Genomic DNA, 19,062 nt, shown 5'->3' with positions numbered 1-19,062 from the left:
ACCACGGGGCGACGCGGAGGATGCCCCCGCCGATCATCTCCCCCGGGGCCCGCCACTGGCGGTCTGCAGATCGGGGAAGGACGCGGCCCCCACGGCGGCCACGCCTTTGGGAGCGTTCAAACATTCATGCTCTAGAATATAGAACAATGTCAGTTGGTCTAAAAGCCACACCGACATTTCGTCGCGGCGGCAGCCGGCGTTCCGCCGTAATGTCTCGCCCATCGCATCAGCCGCGGGTGCCAACACCAGACCTGAGTACGGTCCCTGGCGGTGGCGCGACTTCGCTCCCGAAAGCGAAGCTGCATCGACAAAAGCCGCACGTTGGAACGCAAAAAGGCTCCCCGGACGTCGCGCGTCCGAGGAGCCCATTCCGATCGGCCAGACCTCAGCGGCCGCCGCCCAGCGAGTGGACGTAAACGGTCAGCACCTTGACGGTGGTGGGGTCGAGGCGGCCATGCCAAGCCGGCATCACGTTGCCACGACCATTGGTCACCGCATACTCGATGGTCGCCTTGTCGGGACCATAGAGCCAGATGTTGTCCGTCAGGTTGGGCGCGCCGACTTCCTGATTGCCCTTGCCCTCGGGACCATGGCACGCGGCGCAATTGGCGAGGAACACTTCCTTGCCCTTCGCATAGTCCGCACCGGGCTTATCCAGACCGGAAAGCGTGCGCACATAGCCCGCAACCGCGGAGATCTCCGGCCGGGTGAGGATGCCGTCGCGACCGAAGGCCGGCATGTTGCCCACATGGGCCTGATCGTCACCGGACCGGATGCCGTAGCTGATGGTCTGGTAGATCTGGTCGAGGCTACCACCCCACAGCCAATCGTCGTCGTTCAGGTTCGGGAAGCCCACGGCGCCGCCGCCGCCCTGGCCATGGCAGGGCGCACAATTGTCGGCGAAGGCCACGCGACCCTGGGCCCGCGCCAGCGTCAGCAGAGCGGGGGTATCCTCGATCTGCTGAAGCGAGGCGTCGGCCAGCTTCGCGGTGCTTTCCGCGCGCAGGGCCCGCAGGTCATCGATCTGCTGCGACACCGCGGAGCGCGAGTTCCAGCCCAGGAGGCCCGGCGTGGCCGTCGAGATCAGCGGCCACGCGGGGTACATGATCCAATAGGCGATGGACCACACAATGCAGGCATACCAGACCCACAGCCACCAACGCGGCAGAGGATTGTTCAGCTCCTCGATGCCGTCCCACTCATGGCCCGTGGTGCGGACGCCGGTGACCGTGTCGAGCCGGCCTTGATGAGAGTTTTCGGTCGTGCTCACGGGATCAATCCTCTTTGAGCGGAATATTGGCGGCGTCCTCGATTTCCTTCTTCCGTTTCTTGCCGGGCCAGAAGGCGTAGGCCACCACGAGCGCGAAGGCGATGACAAACAGCACCAAGCCCCACGTCTGCGCAAAACTCGCCACGGATTCGTAGCTCGCTGACATGGCTCACCTCACGTTCGCCTTGTTGTCGTAGAGCTTGAAGTCCACCAGCGTGCCCAGCATCTGCAGATAGGCGATGAGCGCGTCGGCTTCGGTCAGCTCGGCGGGGTTCCCGTCGAAATCACGCACCTGAGCCTTGGGATAGCGCTTCTGCAGCGCCTCCGCGTCGGCATCGGTGGTGGACTGGGTGAGGATGTCCGCCTGCGCGTTGGCGATGTCCTCATCCGTATAGGGCACGCCTTCCAGACGCAGCACCTTCATATCCTGCTGGATATGCTTGGCGTTGAGCTTGGTCTGCGACAGCCAGGGATAGGCCGGCATGATGGAAGCGGGAACCACCGAGCGCGGATTGTGCAGGTGCTCCTGGTGCCACACGTCGGAATACTTGCCGCCCACGCGCGCCAGATCGGGACCGGTGCGCTTGGAACCCCATTGGAAGGGGTGGTCGTACATGCTCTCGGCCGCCAGGGAATAGTGGCCGTAGCGCTCCACCTCGTCACGCAGGGGGCGGATCATCTGCGAGTGGCAGTTGTAGCAGCCCTCGCGGATGTAGATGTTGCGCCCCATCAGCTCGAGAGGGGTGTAGGGCCGCATGCCCTGCACCGTCTCAACCGTGCCCTTCAGGTAGAAGAGCGGAGCGATTTCCACCAGACCACCGATGGAGATCACGATGAGGATCCCCAGCATCAGCCAGTAGGTGTGCTTTTCGAAGATCTGGTGCTTGGCCCAGATGGACGTGCCTTGCGACGCCATGGGTCGTTTCTCCCTCATTCCGCGGGGGCGAGGGCGAGCTTCTGCTCGGCCACCGCCTGCGGCATGGTGATGGTCTTCCACACGTTCCAGGCCATGATCAGTCCGCCGGTGACGAACAGCAGGCCGCCGGTGGCGCGGATCACGTAGAGCGGGTGCACGGCCTCAACCGTCTCGATGAACGAGTATTCGAGGAAGCCGAGGCTGGTGTAAGCGCGCCACATCAGGCCCTGCATGATACCCGCAACCCACATGGACGAGATGTAGAGCACGATGCCGAGGGTCGAGATCCAGAAGTGCCAGGCGATGGCCTTCACGGAATACATCTGAGGCTTGTTCCACAGCCAGGGAACCAGGCAGTAGATGGCGCCGAAGGAGATGTAGGCGACCCAGCCCAGCGCACCGGAATGCACGTGACCGACGGTCCACTCAGTGTAGTGGCTGAGCGAGTTCACCGCCTTCACGGCCATCATCGGCCCCTCGAAGGTGGACATTCCGTAGAAGGCCACGGAGACCACCATCATGCGGATGACCGGGTCGGTACGCAGCTTGTCCCACGCGCCCGACAGGGTCATGAGGCCGTTGATCATGCCACCCCAGGACGGCATCCAGAGGATGACCGAGAAGGTCATGCCCAGGGTCTGCGCCCAATCGGGAAGCGCGGTGTAGTGCAGGTGGTGGGGACCGGCCCAGATGTAGATGAAGATCAGGGCCCAGAAGTGCACGATGGACAGACGGTAGGAATAGACCGGCCGCTCGGCGCGCTTCGGGATGAAGTAGTACATGATGGCCAGGAAGCCGGCGGTCAGGAAGAAGCCCACCGCGTTATGGCCATACCACCACTGGAACATGGCGTCCTGCACGCCCGACCAGTAGATGTAGGACTTGTCCGAGAACAGCGACACTGGAATGGTGACGTTGTTGCCCAGGTGCAGCATCGCAATGGTGATGATGAACGCCAGGTAGAACCAGTTCGCCACATAGATATGGGGCTCACGGCGCTTCCAGATGGTGGCCACGAACACCAGCAGATAGGTGACCCACACCACCGTCAGCCACAGGTCGGCATACCATTCCGGCTCGGCATATTCCTTGGACTGGGTGATGCCCAGCAGGTAGCCCGTACCGGCGATGACGATGAAGAAGTTGTAGCCCAGCACCACGAACCACGGCGCCAGATCACCGGCGAGGCGGGCGTGCGAGGTCCGCTGCACCACATAGAAGGAGGTGGCGATCAGCACGTTGCCGCCGAATGCGAAGATCACCGCGGAGGTGTGCAGCGGGCGCAGGCGGCCGAACGACAGCCAGGAGGTTTCGAAGTTGAAGGCGGGGAAGGCGAGCTGCCAGGCCGCCAGGTCACCGGCGAGGAAGCCGGCCACACCCCAGACCACGGCGGCGATCACGCCGAATCGCACCACATCGAAATTGTAGTTGGGCTTGCCGTCGATCAGCTGCGGCGTCGCGCCGGCCGGACGGTCCATGTAACGGTTGCCGATGGCGAAGACAGCGGCAATCGAACCCGCGGCAAAAAGATAGGCATGAAATGCGTAGGCCGACGAATAGGCCTTCGCCGCCACGATGATCGAAAGGAAGGCCAACGCAGCGAAGACCACGAGCAGCGCGGCCTCCCCAAACCGCATGGACTTCGCCGGGGCTGGGATTGGATCTTGAATTGTCGACATTGCAGAACCCCTTGCGCCGAGGCGTGACACTGCACTCGCACGGCCTCCAGCGCACCATGCGCACGAGGCCCATTTTCTCCTTGATACATGTCAAAGGTACGTGATGTCCCGGGGGTCATGAGCACTGCGGCGGCGCGTCGCGCCACGGTGGCGTTTTTCCACCATTTTCGGCAGTCATGACCTTACGTTCGCCGCAAGAATGCGGGCCGCCCCCAGCACCGGTTACCTTGGCATGCCATGCCCGGCGCGCCGGGTACCCCTGGCGCCGGACCACCTCGCGCCGGAGCGCGAGAGTGTTCTTCGTCGTCTTGGCGGCACCATTGCAGGCGCCGCTCCGGCACGCGGCAGGCCGCGGGCGCGTTCTCCATTTATCATGGAATGGACCCCTCCGCGTCTCATATCCGACGCAAAGAGGCCATTCGACCTTCGCGCGCGCCGCTACGCACGAACCATGCCAACGATGTCCTTGACATCGCGAATGGTCTGGTCGGCGATCACCCGCGCGCGCTCGGCGCCGTCGGCGAGAATGGCGTCGATGGCGCTCACATCGCCCATCAGGCGCTGCATTTCCGCGCCAATGGGGCCAAGCTTGGTCACCGCCAGGTCCACCAGCGCCGCCTTGAAGGCGGAGAACTGGGCGCCGCCGAAATCCTTCAGCACCTGCGCCTTATTGCCATCCGAGAGGGCGGCATAGATGCCCACCAGATTTTCCGCCTCGGGCCGCCCCTTCAGGCCCTCTTCCTCGGAGGGGAGAGGCTCGGGGTCGGTCTTGGCCTTGCGCACCTTGCCGGCGATGGCGTCGGCATCGTCGGTCAGGTTGATGCGGGAGAAGTCGGAGGCATCCGACTTCGACATCTTCTTGGCGCCGTCGCGCAGGCTCATCACGCGCGTGGCGGGGCCGGCGATGAGCGGCTCCGTGAGCGGGAAATAGCCCTCGCCATGGCCATAGGCGGCGATGGTGGGGGCGAAATCGGTGTTGAATTTCTGCGCGATGTCGCGCGTCAGCTCAAGATGCTGCTTCTGGTCCTCGCCCACCGGCACGTGGGTGGCGCGGTAGAGCAGGATGTCGGCGGCCATCAGGGTGGGATAGGCAAACAGGCCCACGGAGACGTTCTCGCGGTCCTTGCCGGCCTTTTCCTTGAACTGCGTCATGCGGTTCAACCAGCCCATGCGGGCCACGCAATTGAAGATCCAGGCGAGCTCGGCATGGCCGGACACCTGGCTCTGGTTGAACACGATGTGCGCCTTGGGGTCGATGCCGCAGGCGATGAAGGCGGCCGTCACCTCGCGGGTGTGGCGCTTCAGCTCCTCGGGGTCCTGCCAGACGGTGATGGCGTGGAGGTCCACCACGCAATAAATGCACTCGTGGCTGTTCTGCAGCTCCACGAAGCGCTTGATGGCGCCGAGATAGTTGCCGAGGTGCAGGTTGCCCGTGGGCTGCACGCCGGAAAAGACACGTTCTGCGACCGCCGCCATGGCGACCTCCTGAAGGGCGCCGCGCGCCCCGCTATTCCTGGATCAAGGGGCGGAGAAACCGCCCCGTTCCCGCATGAGCCCCCGCCGCACCCGCCATGCCGGCCGGGAATCCCCGCACCAGCGCCAGACGAACACCAAGGCGGAAGACCGCCGCCGGACCAAGCCGGCCGGGACACGGAACCAAGCGCGGCAGAGACACCGCGCCGCAGCCCCATACGGAACCGGCGCGTCATGCCACCCCTCTCGCGCCGATGCAAGGGACGCAGGCCCATGGATGTGCACCCAGGCGCGGCAAAACATCTGTTGGTGTGGCCGGCAGCCGCCGCGTGGGCCCATCGCCGGGCGCGCGACCCGACCGGATCTTTTGCCCCGGCCGCTTGAAGGGAGTCGCCCGCCGCTCAAGCCGCGAGAGGCTTCGTCATGCCGCCAGGCGGCGGATCAGGCGCTTCAGCAGCAGCCCGCACGCGCCATAGACCACCACGCCGAGCCCCACGAGGACCGCGAGGCGGCCCGCGCGTGCGAGTTCGCTGGCCGGTGCGGCCCAGCACGCGGCGCTCGTCCCCACCGCCGCGCCCATGAGCAGAGCCGCGCCCAGGAGGCCCGCCGCGGTGGCGACCACCCGCCGGTCGAGGCTCAGGGCCCCGCGCCACGCCAGCAGCGCCGTGAACACGACAAGCGAGGCGAAGGCGGAGAGCCCCACGCTCGCGGCGGCCCCGACCGGACCGGCAAGCGGCGTCGCCAGCGCCGCGGCGGCCAGACACAGCGCCAGCGAGGCCAGCGCGATGCGCTCAGCGCCGCGCACGAGGCCAGCTGCCGCCGCCGTGGCGGACAGTATACGCTCCAGCCCCTGCGCCGGCAGGGCAATGGCCAGCACCGCCAGCAGGGTCGCGGTGAGGCGGGAATCCTCCGCATCGAAGGCGCCGCGCTGAAACAGCACCACCACGATGGGATGGGCCAGGACGGCCAGGCCGATGGCGGCCGGCAGAGCGAAGGCCAGGGCGGTGAGCATGGCATTGCTGGCGGCCTCGGCGCCGGCCCTGCTCTTCTCCGCCGCGTGGCGGGCCAGCAGAGGCACCAGCACTGCCCCGGCGCTGGCCCCCACCAGCCCCAGGGGCAGGTCCATCAGCCGCTGAGCGTAATTGAGTGCCGCCACCGCCCCCTCGGTGCCCGAGGCGAAGGCCGCGGCGATGATGATTCGGAACTGGCTGAGCCCCGCGAACAGCAAAGCAGGAGACGCCGCCCGCAGCACAGCCCAGGCCGCCCGCCAGGGCAGTGCGGCCAGCCCTGCCCGCAAGGCCGGCATTCCATGCGCCGCCGGATGGAATGGCCGGCGCGGCGCCGCGTCGGCGGCGTGGGTCCCGAAGGCCCGCCTTCCAAGGGCGGGGGCGGCGGGGCATCCGCGCGCCGCCGCCATCATCAACGCCCATTGACTCACGCCCGCGGCCACCGTGGCGCCGGCAATGGCGAAGGCAGCCACATCACTGGCCACCAGCCCTCGCAGCAGCAGCACGAAAATGGCGGCCAGCACGGTCAGGTTGGCCGCCAGCGGTGCCAGGGCGGCCAGCAGCACGCGCTGGGCATTGTTCGCGATGCCCCCGTAGATGGCGGCGAGCCCCGCCAGCGGCAGGTAGAGCACGGCCACCCGCCCGCACAGGATGGCAACGTCGGCGCGATCTCCATCCGGCTGGAAACCCGGCGCCAGGAGGCGGATCAGCTGCGGCATGAACGCCACCGCCAGCAAGGCGAGGGCGAGCAGCACGCCTGCCAGCAGCACCAGCGTCGCCCCCGCCAGCCGCCGGGCAGCCGGTCCGCCGCCGCGCTCCGCCCGCACCAACGCGGGAATGAAGGCGAGGTTGAACGCCCCTTCCGCCAACAATCGCCGCGCCAGCAGGGGCAAAGAGAGGGCGGCGGTGAGCGCATCCGCCACCGGGCCGACGCCGAGAATAGCGGCCGTGGCGGCATCGCGCACGAAGCCGAGCACCCGCGACGCCAGCGTCGCCGCCGCGACCATGGACGTGCGGGCGGCAATGGGGGTGGTGGCGCCGGGCCCCTCGGAGCCGGCTTGCGCGGGAGACGACATGGCACGCCTATGCCCCCACCCTCGCCCGATGTCGAGGGATCGCTCCCGCTTGATCGCAGGCCCGGAACGGGTGGCTGTTCCGGTGGGATCGCGTGCGGCGGGCAGCGGCGAGGAATTGCATGTGGCTCCCACGCGCGCCGTGCGGACAATGCCTGTGCTGCGGAGCAAGGGGTTTTCTTGCCGCCCGCTGCTGCCAAAATGCGGCGTTGCCAGAGGCTGGCGTGAACACACGGCGGCGCCAACCGCTGGCGGGGCTCTTGGACCGCCCCCCCAGGGAACCAGGAGCGCCGCTCCGGCTCTTCTCTGCGCACCGGCTGCCGGGCGCGACCTCGCCCCGGAGCCGGCGGCAGAGGCGTACAACGGCGGTGCCCCAGCAGGTCCAGCCCGCTCACCCGCATCATCGACATCACCAGGGGACGGCATGGACGGCAGGCACTGCCGCCCCGTGGTGCGATTGAGAGATCAACTCGACCCTTGGAATCGGAAGTTCTTCTTCCCTTTCTAGGCACTTGCCACCTGCGGGGCTGCATCGCCCGAGATTCGGCATGGAGATGCATGCCAGAGGCGGAAGACACAGGCCGCCCGAGGCGCAGCCCCGGCCTCAGCGTATTGCCAGAGGACAGCTTGGACACACGGCTCCCGGCGGTCCCTGGCATGAAAGGGGAGCATCTCGCCCCTCGACATCAGAGGCGCTCCCTCCAAGTGACGCACGCCTGAGGGACATGCAGCCTTGGGACACGCGGCCTCGGGGCCGGCTGAGGCGTGCGGAGCGATGACGGGGCCACGATGCCGCCACCCGGCTACGCTGCCTCATTGGCATTGGGCGGCTGCCGGTGCCTTCCTTCAGTCGTTTGACCTGTGGTGACGGCGCTCGTCCGGCCCACTCGGCCTGCCCCTTTCCGCAAGGACGGATCGGCATTCATGAAACTGGGGCTGGCAGGCGCCTCATTCGCCCGCCCCATCCGGGGAGGATGAGGGAGGGCGCCAGCACCGCACCGGTCCCGCCGAAGCTCAGCGCGGAACGTGTCGTGACCTTGTGGCTCTCCCCGGCGCTGCCTTTCGCTGCGGCGCCGCACTTAGCGTCCCACGCCTCGCCCTGCCGCAGTGGACAGGGGAGCCGCGGCATGAGGCGCCCCCGACGGTCGGCCATAAGCCACGCCTCGGGCGCCAAATGTCCGCCGGTCCTCGGCCACCTCCGCGAGGGCACTGGCGGAAGGAAAAGGGGAAACCAACGCAGCAGCACCGCGAAGTGGGGGCACCTGCCAGCAGCATTGCGATTGAGGGCCCGTTCCGTTTGGCTGTTACGGCGCGGGCCCTTCGCTCACCAGCCGCGGCCATCGGCACGCGCGGTCCCCAACCCGCGCCTCGCGAACACCATTCGTCCGCTGCTCCGGGACGACCTGCGCTCCACGCCCGCCCCCTGCTAAAGCAGCGCACCACCGCACCTTGGCCAACACGCTCTCGCTGGTGCCCCCAGCATGGCCCGCCCCTCGCTGCGAACTGCGCCCCTGCGTCCTGTCCCCGCGGCTTGCGGGAGGCGATCGCCCTATCCTCACGCGGCAAGAACCAGCGCGCCGGGCAGATACAATTGCGGGCGCCTTCCCTTTGGCCGTCGCGGCTCGGGCCCTTCGCTCACCAGCCAAGCCCGGAGGGGGTGCGCGCTCCCCCAACCCGCGCCTCGCGAACACCATTCATCCGCCGCCCGGGGCGACCTGCGCTCCCCCCCACCGCCTACTGAAGCTGCGCGCCACCGTACCTTGGCCGACACGCTTGGGCTGGTGCCCCTGCGTGGCCGCCCCTCGCGGCGAACCGCGCGCCCCTGCTCCCTGTCGCGGCGGCTTGCGGGAAGCATTGCGCCTATCCCCGCGCCACAAGCACCGGCGCGCCGGGCAGAAGCGCGGACAGGCGGTCCAGCTCCGCCTGCGCGGCGTCGGCGGTGGGAAACGTCTCCCAGATGTATCGGTCGCGCTGGATGCGCGTGCGCCGCTCGCGATCCTCGGGCCAGGCGGAAAGCACCAGGAACGGCCAGCCGGCGGACGGCGGCTCATAAAGGGCGACGAAGGGCGCACCGTGGGACGGCGACGAACAGGCCGCGTCGGGCCCGGACTTGAAGTTCAGCCGCCCCGGCTCGGGCTGGGGAATGGGGCGCTCGAACGCGGCCTCGAGGACGTCGCGTTCCTGCGGCGTCTCCACGATCCACCCCTTGTAGGCGCGCCCCACCGCGATGGAGACCGGCTCGGGCAGTCGCCCCAGCACCATCTGGGGCAAAGCCGGATGAAAGGCCTCGTAGGTGACGGTCGGCAACCACTGGCGCAGCGGGTGGCTGAAATCGACGGGCATGGGCTCCTGTCTCACGATGGTGGTGCATCCCGGCGCAAGTGGGGGCAACCCGACACCCCGCGCTCCTGTCGCGATCCGCACCGCGCGGGGCGCTGTGGAAATGGCCCCGGCACGCGACGAACACTGGCTTAAAACAAAGAGTTACAAGGCTTGTGCCAAAGGCGCCTCAGCGGCCGGGTGATGCTGCGAGCCGCCACGGAGACAATGATCCCCCGCATGCGATACCCTGAGCAAGCAAGTTCAGGGCCGCGCGCCGCGCCCCGGTGCGGTCGCGCCGGATCCGCGTCAGCAAAATGGCAATGGTCGGCGGGGCAGTGTCGCACGCGCGGGCTTACGTCCAGCCCGACCACATGCAGGAGATCTCGCCATGGCCATGACCGATCGGGACCGCGCCGCGCGCGCCGCCCACGGCCTCATGTCCGCCGCCACGCCCGATGTGGGGCGGGCCGCCGAGGCCTGGCTGGCACGCCTGGCCCACGAGCGCCGCCTTTCGCAAAAAACGCTGGAGGCCTATGCGCGCGACCTCGCCACCGTGCTGCACCACCTCACCGTCCACCTGGGTGAGCGACCGGACCTTCCGGCTCTCGCGGCCCTGCGGCCGGCGGATGTGCGCACGGTTCTGGCCGCGCGGCGGGCGGAGGGGGTGGCGCCGCGAACCCTGGTGCGCCTGCTCGCCGCCGCCCGCTCCTTCGCCCGCCATCTGGAGCGGGAGGGACAGGGCAAGGTGGGGGCGCTGGCCGCGGTGCGCGCGCCCAAGGTGCCCAAAAGCCTGCCCAAGCCCGTTTCCATCGCCGCCGCGCGGGCCCTTGCGGACCCGGCGACGCGGGCCGGCGAGGCGCGCGAGCCTTGGGTGCTGGCGCGCGATGCCGCCGTGATCGCGCTGCTCTACGGCGCAGGGCTCCGCATTTCCGAGGCGCTGGGCCTTTCGGCGGGAATGGTGACGGCGGGAACCGACCAGATCACGGTGACTGGCAAGGGCAACAAGACGCGAATGGTGCCAATCATCGCTCCTGTCGCGCAGGCCATCGCGGAATACAAGGCGCTATGCCCCCATGTGCTGGCGCCGGACCGCCCCCTTTTCCGCGGCGTCAAAGGCGGGCCGCTCTCCCCGCGCATCGTGCAGCTCGCCATTGAGAGCATGCGCGGCGCCCTGGCCCTGCCGGAGAGCGCCACGCCCCACGCCCTGCGCCACTCGTTCGCCACGCACCTGCTGTCGCGCGGCGGGGATCTGCGCGCCATCCAGGAACTGCTGGGACACGCCTCCCTCGCCACCACTCAGATCTACACCGACGTGGACGCCGCCTCACTCATGGCCGCCTATCGCGCGGCCCACCCGCGGGCGTGAGCGGGCGCGAGGCATTTTGTGGCGCTGCCCGCGGGATGGGCAGTGAAGGCGAAATTTTCCTCACAGGAAGTATGGAATATTGTGAGGAAAGTGCTGTAATTGCGCCGCGGCATGCGTCGCCGCCCAACACAACGAGGCCTTCCATGACGCCCGTGCGTCCCGTCATCGAGCACATGTCCCTGGGCACCACCGACCTGAAAAGAGCCATCGCCTTCTATGATGCGGTGCTGGCGCCGCTCGGACTGGTGAAGGTGGCGGATTATTCCGATGATGGGGGCACCTCCGCCTGCTGGGGCCCCGCCGGCGCCCTGCCCGCGCCCGACAGCCCCCCGGGTTCCGCGCCCTTCTGGGTGGAACTGCGCCCGGACCCCATCCAGTGTCCGCCCGGCTTCCACCTGTGCTTCTGCGCGCCTGACCGCGCGGCCGTCCACGCCTTCCACGCCGCCGGCCTCGCCAATGGCGGCACCGACAATGGCGGCCCGGGCCCGCGCCCGCAATATGGCGAAACCTATTATGCCGCCTTCATCAAAGATCCGGACGGCTGGCGCATCGAGGCGGTCACCTACTCCGCCCAGTAGGAAGCCGAAAGCCGCCGCGGCTCTGGGGACATAAGGTTTGGCAGAAACCCTTTATTAGCCAAACCACTCCATCTTCACCCTATCGATCGGCGTTGCCGAAAGACCAAGTGACCTCCTTCCAACCCCTCCGGACACCCGTCCCGAGGGGTCTTTTTTTGCGCGCAAAAAACAACGGGCCGGCCCGAGCTTCCCTCGGCCGGCCCGTGGTTCTTGTGCTGCGCCCCGGTCGCGGACCGGGGGACAGGCGAGCCCGGAGGCAGGCCGCGCGGGGAAACCCCACGCGCCTGCGACAGGGCCGCGATCACATGTGGATGGCGCGCTTCTCCACGGCCATCGCCGCCTCCTTCACCGCTTCCGAGCGGGTGGGGTGGGCGTGGCAGGTGCGCGCGAGATCCTCGGACGAGCCGGCGAACTCCATCAGCACCGCACATTCGTGGATCATCTCGCCCGCCTCAGGGCCGATGATGTGGGCACCCAGCACGCGGTCGGTGGCGGCGTCGGCCAGGATCTTCACGAAGCCGTCGGTGGTGTTGTTCACCTTGGTGCGGCCGTTGGCGGTGAAGGGGAACTTGCCCACCTTGTAGGCGATGCCGGCCGCCTTCAGCTCTTCCTCGGTCTTGCCGACGGAAGCGACCTCCGGGAACGTGTAGACGACGCCGGGGATGACGTCATAGTTCACGTGGCCGGCCTTGCCCGCCAGCAGTTCGGCGCAGGCCACGCCCTCGTCCTCGGCCTTGTGGGCCAGCATGGGGCCGGCAATGACGTCGCCGATGGCATAGATGCCGGGGACCGAGGAGGCATAGTGCGCATCAGTGACGATGCGGCCCTTCGGATCCTTGGCCACGCCCACCTCTTCCAGGCCGAGGCCCGCGGTGTAGGGAATGCGGCCGATGGCCACCAGCACCACATCCGCTTCCAGCACCTCGGCGGCGCCACCGGCGGCGGGCTCCACCGAAACCTTCAGGGTCTTGCCCGAGCTGTCGACGCCCATCACCTTGGTGCCGAGCTTGAAGGTAAAGCCCTGCTTCTCCAGCAGACGCTGGAAGTTGCGGGCCACCTCGCCATCCATGCCGGGCAGGATGCGGTCGAGGAACTCCACCACGGTGACCTGAGCACCCAGGCGCCGCCACACAGAGCCGAGCTCCAGGCCGATGACGCCGGCACCCACCACCACGAGCTTGCCCGGCACCTTGTCCAGCGACAGCGCGCCGGTGGAGGAGACGATGCGCTTCTCGTCGATGGTCACGCCCGGCAGCGGCGCCACGTCCGAGCCGGTGGCGATCAGGATGTTCTTGGTCTCGAGGGTCTCGACCTTGCCGTCCGCGTTGAGCTTCACCTCAACCTTGCCGGGGGCCAGGATCTTGGCCACGCCCATATAGACATCGACCTTGTTCTTCTTGAGCAGGAACTCGACGCCCTTCACATTGCCGTCCACGCCCTTGTCCTTGAACGCGAGCATGGCCTTCAGGTCGAGCTTGGGCGCGGACACGCCGATGCCCATCTCGCCGAACTTGTGGCCGGCTTCCTCGAAGAATTCGGAAGCATAGAGCAGCGCCTTGGACGGGATGCAGCCCACATTGAGGCAGGTGCCGCCATGGGTGCCGCGCTTCTCGCACACAGCCACCTTCAGGCCGAGCTGGGCCGCGCGGATGGCCGCCACATAGCCGCCGGGGCCGGTGCCGATGATGATGAGATCGTAGGACATGAGATTTCCTCGAAGTGAGAGGCCGCCGCGCCCGCCTCAGGGCACCGCCGTGACCCTTTGCAGAGCGAGCCGGATGCCAAGACCGATCAGGAGCGCGCCGGTGATCCGGTTGAACCAGCGGCCAAAGCGGGCAAGGCCGTCACGCACGGCGCGCCCGGTGAAGAAGAAGGTGACGAGCGTGTACCAGCCGATCAGCAGCCCGGCCATGGAAAGCGCATAGCCCGCCTGGATGACGAGCGGCGTCTCAGCGCTCACCACGGTGCCGAACAGCGACAGGAAGAACAGCACTGCCTTGGGATTCAACGCATTGGTGAGGAAGCCGAGGGCAAAGCTGCGCCCCGGCGATAAACCGGGAGCCGAAGCCGCCGCCACCTCGGGCGACCCACCGGCCGCCGCGCTCCAGGTTTTGAAGCCGACATAGACCAGATAGGCCGCGCCCACCCATTTGAGCACACTGAAGGCGAGCAACGAGTGGGAGACCAGCAGGCCGAGCCCCGCCAGCGTATAGCTGGCATGAAGCAGAAGAGCCGTGCCGATGCCGAAGCTGGCGAAAAGCCCCGCACGGCGGCCGTGCACCACGCTCTGGCGCACCACCATCGCGAAATCCGGGCCCGGCGCGACGGCCGCGACCGCGAACACCGCCATCAGGGTCAGATATTCGGAAAGGTGACCCACCATGAAGGCGCTTCCCCCACCGGCCCAGGGGCCCGGCGCATCGCAGCCGATGCCCCGGGCACTCCAAGCCTTGCTACATCACAGGTCCAGCACGAGACGCGCGGGATCCTCCAGGGTCTCCTTCACACGCACCAGGAAGGTCACGGCCTCGCGGCCGTCGACGATGCGGTGATCGTAGGACAGGGCCAGGTACATCATCGGCTTGATGACGATCTGCCCCTTCACCACCACCGGACGCTCCTCGATGCGGTGCATGCCGAGAATGCCCGACTGCGGCGCGTTCAGGATGGGGGTCGACATCAGCGAGCCGTAGATGCCGCCATTGGTGATGGTGAAGGTGCCGCCCTGCATCTCGTCGATGCCGAGCTTGCCGTCACGGGCACGCTTGCCGAAATTGGCGATCTGCTTCTCGATGTCGGAGATCGACATCAGGTCCGCGTCGCGCACCACCGGAACCACGAGGCCCTTCTCGGTGCCCACCGCGATGCCGATATTGTAGTAGTTCTTGTAGACGAGGTCGGTGCCATCGATCTCGGCATTGACCGCCGGCAGGTCCTTCAGGGCCGCGATCACGGCCTTGGTGAAGAAGCCCATGAAGCCGAGCTTGGTGCCGTGCTTCTTCTCGAAGGCGTCCTTGTACTGGGCGCGCAGGGCCATCACCCCGGACATGTCCACGTCGTTGAACGTGGTGAGCATGGCGGCGGTGTTCTGGGCGTCCTTCAGGCGGCGGGCGATGGTCTGCCGCAGCTTGGTCATCTTCACCCGCTCCTCGCGGGCGGCATCCACCGGGGCGGAAGCGACGCGCGGGGCAGCGACCGGGGCCGCGGACACGCCAGAGGCAACGGCGGCGAGAATGTCGCCCTTGGTCACGCGGCCATCCTTGCCCGTGCCGGCGACGGCGGCCGGGTTGACGCCGGTCTCGGCGGCGATGCGGGCCACGGCCGGGCCGTTGGAACCGGCAGCCACCGGAGCGGCGGCGACGGCCGGAGCCGGAGCAGCGGCCGGAGCGGGAGCCGGGGCCGGGGCTGCGGCGGCAGGCGCGGCAGCAGCAGCGCCGGCGCCCTCGGTGATGGAGCCGAGCAGCGCGCCCACGCCCACGGTGTCACCGTCCTTGGCGATGATCTCGGCCAGCACGCCGGCGGCCGGAGCGGGCACCTCGACGGTCACCTTGTCCGTCTCCAGCTCCACGATGGGCTCATCGGCCTTCACGGCCTCGCCGGGCTTCTTGAACCACTTGCCGATGGTCGCTTCCGTCACGGATTCGCCCAGGGTGGGTACGCGGATCTCGGTCGCCATGGTGTTCGCCCCCTTCTGGGGGCCTCCCTCAAATGTCGGCATGTGCCGGGCGAACCCCGGCACGTCATGTGTGAAACTTATGCCGGGCCCAGGGCCCGGCAGGGGACGTGTGAAAACGCGGCCATGCTTGGGGCATGGCGGGAACTCTTGAGCGAAAGGAGCATCCGCCGGCGATGGAAGCCGAGAGCCGCCATCACGGCCCTCCCCCGGCTCCGCCCCACGCCGCCCCGCAGGCCGCCATACCGAATGGCGACCTCGGGTTCAGCCCCGCGCGCGGCGCCAGGAAGCGACGTGCGCGGTTGAGGAAGGTGGAGCTGGGTCTGCCGCACGGGTCCGCCTCAGCCCAGGGCTTCTTCGAGGAAGGCCTTGAGCTGGGCCATGTGCTTGGACATGAGGCCGGTGGCGGTGGCCGCCGACGCCGCGCGCCCCGCATAACGCGGCCGCTTGGACACGCCGCCCACCTGCTCCAGCACCCATTCCAGATAGGGCTGGACGAAGAACCAGGAGCCCTGGTTCTTCGGCTCTTCCTGGCACCACACCACTTCGGCGTTCTTGAAGCGGGACAGTTCCTGAACCAGCGTCTTCAGCGGGAACGGATAGAGCTGCTCCACGCGCAGCAGGTACACGTCATTGACGCCCCGCTTCTCGCGCTCCTCCAACAGGTCGTAATAGACCTTGCCCGCGGAGAGCACGACGCGCCGGATCTTCTCGTCCGGAACCAGCGTCACGCCGGCCACGTCGGGATGCGACTGGGCGTCGTCCCACAGCACCCGGTGGAAGGTGCTGCCGGCGGCCAGATCCTCCAGGCGAGACACCGCCTTCTTATGACGCAGCAAGGACTTGGGCGTCATCAGGATGAGCGGCTTGCGGAACTCGCGGTTCAGCTGCCGGCGCAGGATGTGGAAGTAGTTGGCCGGGGTGGTGCAGTTCGCCACCTGCATGTTGTCCTCGGCGCACAGCTGGAGGTAGCGCTCCAGGCGGGCGGAGGAGTGCTCCGGCCCCTGGCCCTCATAGCCGTGCGGCAGCAGGCACACGAGGCCGCTCATGCGCAGCCACTTGCGCTCGCCCGCCGAGATGAACTGGTCGAACACGACCTGGGCGCCGTTGGCGAAGTCGCCGAACTGGGCCTCCCACAGCACCAGCGCATTGGGCTCGGAGAGCGAGTAGCCATACTCGAAGCCCAGCACCGCCTCTTCCGAGAGCATCGAGTTGATGACCTCGTACTTGGACTGGGTGTCGGTCAGGTGGTTGTAGGGCTTGTAGCGGGCCTCGGTCTCCTGGTCGAGCAGCACCGAATGGCGCTGGGAGAAGGTGCCGCGCTCCACGTCCTGGCCGGACAGGCGCACCGGGTGGCCTTCCTCCAGCAGGGTGCAGAAGGCCAACGCCTCGCCGGTCGCCCAGTCGATCCCCTCGCCGCCCTCGATCGCCTTGCGGCGATTGTCGAGGAAGCGCTGGATGGTGCGGTGAACCTTGAAGCCTTCGGGCACCTCGGTGATCTTCGCGCCGATCCGCTTGAGCTCGTCCGCGGCCACGCCGGTGACGCCGCGGCGCGGATCGTCATTGTCCTGGGCCGCCTTCAGGCCGGCCCAGCGGCCGTCCAGCCAGTCCGCCTTGTTGGGCTTGTAGGCCTGGCCGGCCTCATATTCGGCTTCGAGGCGCTCGCGCCACGCCGCGCGCATGGTGTCCACCTCGCCGGCGGTGACCACGCCCTCGGCCTCGAGCTTCTTGGTGTAGATCTCGAGCACGGTGGGGTGCTGACGGATGACCTTGTACATCTTCGGCTGGGTGAACGCAGGCTCGTCGCCCTCGTTGTGGCCAAACCGGCGGTAGCAGAACATGTCGATGACCACCGGCTTGTGGAAGCGCTGGCGGAACTCGATGGCCACCTTGGCGCAGAACACCACCGACTCGGGATCGTCGCCGTTGCAGTGCAGGATCGGCGCCTCGATCATCTTCGCCACATCCGACGGATAGGGCGAGGAGCGCGAGTAGCGCGGATTGGTGGTGAAGCCGATCTGGTTGTTGATGATGAAGTGCAGCGAGCCGCCGGTGCGGTGACCCTTCAGGCCCGACAGGCCCAGGCACTCGGCCACCACGCCCTGGCCGGCGAAGGCCGCGTCGCCGTGGATCAGCAGCGGCAGCACCATGGTGCGCTCGCTGTCGCCGAACTGGTCCTGCTTGGCGCGCGCCTTGCCGAGCACCACGGGATCGACGATCTCCAGATGCGAGGGATTGGCGGTCAGCGACAGATGCACCTTGTTGCCGTCGAACTCGCGGTCCGAAGAGGCACCCAGGTGGTACTTCACGTCGCCCGAGCCTTCCACGTCGTCGGGGGCCCAGGAGCCGCCCTTGAACTCGTGGAACAGCGCGCGGTGGGGCTTGCCCATCACCTGGGTCAGGGTGTTCAGGCGGCCGCGATGGGCCATGCCGAACACGATCTCCTTGAGGCCCAGATTGCCGCCGCGCTTGATGATCTGCTCAAGGGCGGGGATCAGGCTCTCGCCGCCGTCCAGGCCGAAGCGCTTGGTGCCGGTGTACTTCACGTCGAGGAACTTCTCGAAGCCCTCGGCCTCCACCAGCTTGTTGAGGATGGCGCGCTTGCCCTCGCGGGTGAAGGTGACCTCCTTGTCGGGCCCCTCGATGCGCTCCTGGATCCAGGCCTTCTCCTCGGGGGAGGAGATGTGCATGAACTCCACGCCGACGTCCGCGCAATAGGTACGGCGCAGGATGGCCAGCATCTCGCGCACGGTCGCGAACTCAAGGCCCAGCACGTGGTCGATGAAGATCTTGCGGTCGAGGTCGGCCTCATAGAAGCCGTAGGAGACCGGATCGAGCTCCGGCGCATCCTTGGGCGGGGTCAGGCCCAGCGGATCGAGATTGGCGTGCAGGTGGCCGCGCATGCGATAGGCGCGGATCATCATGAGGGCCTTCACCGCGTCGCGGGTGGCCTGCTGCACGTCCTGGGCGGACAGTTCGACGCCGGCCGCCTGGGCCTTGGCCTTCACCTTGTCGGCGGCCTTCTTCTCCACCTCGACCCACTGGCCGTCCATGGCGGAAACCAGCTCGCCATTGGCGTGCACCGGCCAGTTGGCGCGCTTCCAGGAGGCGCCGCGGGCGTTCGCCAGCACCTGGGCGGGATCGTCCTTCAGGCCGGCGAAGAAGTTCTGCCACTCGGCGTCGACCGAATTGGGGTTCTGCTCGTAGCGGGCGTAGAGATCCTCGATCCAGGCGGCATTGGCACCGTCGAGGAAGGAGGTGTTGAGGAAAATATCGTTCTGTTCCGCGCGCGACATGGGTGTCTTCCCGGATGGCCTCGGGCCGGTCCTCCTTGTGCGCGTTTCGCACGGAAAACCAAGCCCGAAACCGAAAAATCTGCCACAAACATGACGCTCCGGCCGAAACCGGACCGCCTTTTCCACCCCCGCCCGGCTCGTGGCAGCCACGAATGGGGGTGCTCTTCAGCCCTACATAGTCCCGTCAGGCCCACGGCAAAAGCCGGCCTGACGCGCGTCAGCCGCATAGCCGCTCCGCCCCTCGCCGGAAAACACGGCGAAATTCAGAGCCGGCGCTTCCCCCTTCCCCTTCTTCTTCATCGCACCCTGCTCGCGGCCGCCCCCTGGCGTTGACCTCCCGCGAACCTGGGCGCCCCGACGGCCATGCCGTCCGGGTTCCCCGGAGGCGGATGAACCGCCGCCGGGACAA

The 19,062-nt window shown here is 67.7% G+C and carries 13 protein-coding genes; 2 read left to right on the top strand and 11 right to left on the bottom strand.

Going from position 1 to position 19,062, the window contains the following annotated elements; all coding sequences use genetic code 11:
• Positions 1-385: 385 nt before the first annotated feature.
• From ccoP to L0966_RS21305, 7 genes are all read right to left on the bottom strand, one after another.
• Complete coding sequence (gene ccoP / locus L0966_RS21335; RefSeq protein ID WP_234054100.1) at positions 386-1,270, bottom strand: cytochrome-c oxidase, cbb3-type subunit III; 885 nt, start codon at positions 1,268-1,270, stop codon at positions 386-388.
• A gap of 4 nt (positions 1,271-1,274) precedes the next feature.
• Positions 1,275-1,436, bottom strand: coding sequence for a cbb3-type cytochrome c oxidase subunit 3 (locus L0966_RS21330; RefSeq protein ID WP_234054098.1), 162 nt, complete (start codon positions 1,434-1,436; stop codon positions 1,275-1,277).
• Positions 1,437-1,439: 3 nt separating this feature from the next.
• Positions 1,440-2,186, bottom strand: coding sequence for a cytochrome-c oxidase, cbb3-type subunit II (ccoO, locus tag L0966_RS21325; RefSeq protein WP_234054093.1), 747 nt, complete (start codon positions 2,184-2,186; stop codon positions 1,440-1,442).
• A gap of 14 nt (positions 2,187-2,200) precedes the next feature.
• Positions 2,201-3,823, bottom strand: coding sequence for a cytochrome-c oxidase, cbb3-type subunit I (gene ccoN, locus L0966_RS21320; RefSeq protein ID WP_234054091.1), 1,623 nt, complete (start codon positions 3,821-3,823; stop codon positions 2,201-2,203).
• Positions 3,824-4,303: 480 nt separating this feature from the next.
• On the bottom strand, positions 4,304-5,341 hold the full coding sequence (gene trpS, locus L0966_RS21315; RefSeq protein WP_234054090.1) for a tryptophan--tRNA ligase: 1,038 nt from the start codon (positions 5,339-5,341) through the stop codon (positions 4,304-4,306).
• Positions 5,342-5,759: 418 nt separating this feature from the next.
• Positions 5,760-7,421, bottom strand: coding sequence for a lipid II flippase MurJ (locus L0966_RS21310; protein ID WP_234054088.1), 1,662 nt, complete (start codon positions 7,419-7,421; stop codon positions 5,760-5,762).
• A 1,857-nt stretch (positions 7,422-9,278) separates the two neighbouring features.
• Positions 9,279-9,761 carry a hypothetical protein gene (locus tag L0966_RS21305; RefSeq protein ID WP_234054086.1) on the bottom strand — a complete coding sequence of 161 codons (483 nt, stop codon included), beginning with the start codon at positions 9,759-9,761 and terminating at the stop codon, positions 9,279-9,281.
• Positions 9,762-10,176: 415 nt separating this feature from the next.
• On the opposite strand from L0966_RS21305, the gene L0966_RS21300 reads away from it, so the two are divergent.
• Both L0966_RS21300 and L0966_RS21295 read left to right on the top strand, forming a co-directional pair.
• Positions 10,177-11,106, top strand: coding sequence for a tyrosine recombinase XerC (locus tag L0966_RS21300; protein WP_234054148.1), 930 nt, complete (start codon positions 10,177-10,179; stop codon positions 11,104-11,106).
• A gap of 143 nt (positions 11,107-11,249) precedes the next feature.
• Positions 11,250-11,684 carry a VOC family protein gene (locus L0966_RS21295; RefSeq protein WP_234054085.1) on the top strand — a complete coding sequence of 145 codons (435 nt, stop codon included), beginning with the start codon at positions 11,250-11,252 and terminating at the stop codon, positions 11,682-11,684.
• Between the two features lie 301 nt (positions 11,685-11,985).
• Here L0966_RS21295 and lpdA read toward each other — a convergent pair whose 3' ends face one another.
• From lpdA to L0966_RS21275, 4 genes are all read right to left on the bottom strand, one after another.
• Complete coding sequence (gene lpdA / locus L0966_RS21290; RefSeq protein ID WP_234054084.1) at positions 11,986-13,389, bottom strand: dihydrolipoyl dehydrogenase; 1,404 nt, start codon at positions 13,387-13,389, stop codon at positions 11,986-11,988.
• 36 nt (positions 13,390-13,425) lie between these two features.
• Complete coding sequence (locus L0966_RS21285) at positions 13,426-14,067, bottom strand: LysE family transporter (RefSeq protein ID WP_255684225.1); 642 nt, start codon at positions 14,065-14,067, stop codon at positions 13,426-13,428.
• 75 nt (positions 14,068-14,142) lie between these two features.
• Positions 14,143-15,360, bottom strand: coding sequence for a 2-oxoglutarate dehydrogenase complex dihydrolipoyllysine-residue succinyltransferase (gene odhB, locus L0966_RS21280; protein ID WP_234054083.1), 1,218 nt, complete (start codon positions 15,358-15,360; stop codon positions 14,143-14,145).
• 338 nt (positions 15,361-15,698) lie between these two features.
• Entirely contained in the window at positions 15,699-18,653 is a 2,955-nt protein-coding gene (locus L0966_RS21275) for a 2-oxoglutarate dehydrogenase E1 component (protein ID WP_234054082.1), read from the bottom strand.
• Positions 18,654-19,062: the final 409 nt, after the last annotated feature.

The sequence above is a fragment of the Xanthobacter sp. NM-59 genome (assembly GCF_021401125.1).
Lineage (GTDB): Bacteria > Pseudomonadota > Alphaproteobacteria > Rhizobiales > Xanthobacteraceae > Xanthobacter.
This window is presented reverse-complemented; position numbering and strand designations above follow the sequence as displayed.

Bases quoted from the DNA above. Each gene is read 5' to 3' on its own strand.
- L0966_RS21330 (WP_234054098.1), bottom strand. From the start codon at position 1,436: ATGTCAGCGAGCTACGAATCCGTGGCGAGTTTTGCGCAGACGTGGGGC.
- L0966_RS21295 (WP_234054085.1), top strand. From the start codon at position 11,250: ATGACGCCCGTGCGTCCCGTCATCGAGCACATGTCCCTGGGCACCACC.
- ccoO (WP_234054093.1), bottom strand. From the start codon at position 2,186: ATGGCGTCGCAAGGCACGTCCATCTGGGCCAAGCACCAGATCTTCGAA.
- odhB (WP_234054083.1), bottom strand. From the start codon at position 15,360: ATGGCGACCGAGATCCGCGTACCCACCCTGGGCGAATCCGTGACGGAA.
- L0966_RS21305 (WP_234054086.1), bottom strand. From the start codon at position 9,761: ATGCCCGTCGATTTCAGCCACCCGCTGCGCCAGTGGTTGCCGACCGTC.
- L0966_RS21300 (WP_234054148.1), top strand. From the start codon at position 10,177: ATGTCCGCCGCCACGCCCGATGTGGGGCGGGCCGCCGAGGCCTGGCTG.
- trpS (WP_234054090.1), bottom strand. From the start codon at position 5,341: ATGGCGGCGGTCGCAGAACGTGTCTTTTCCGGCGTGCAGCCCACGGGC.
- L0966_RS21310 (WP_234054088.1), bottom strand. From the start codon at position 7,421: ATGTCGTCTCCCGCGCAAGCCGGCTCCGAGGGGCCCGGCGCCACCACC.
- L0966_RS21275 (WP_234054082.1), bottom strand. From the start codon at position 18,653: ATGTCGCGCGCGGAACAGAACGATATTTTCCTCAACACCTCCTTCCTC.
- L0966_RS21285 (WP_255684225.1), bottom strand. From the start codon at position 14,067: ATGGTGGGTCACCTTTCCGAATATCTGACCCTGATGGCGGTGTTCGCG.
- lpdA (WP_234054084.1), bottom strand. From the start codon at position 13,389: ATGTCCTACGATCTCATCATCATCGGCACCGGCCCCGGCGGCTATGTG.
- ccoN (WP_234054091.1), bottom strand. From the start codon at position 3,823: ATGCGGTTTGGGGAGGCCGCGCTGCTCGTGGTCTTCGCTGCGTTGGCC.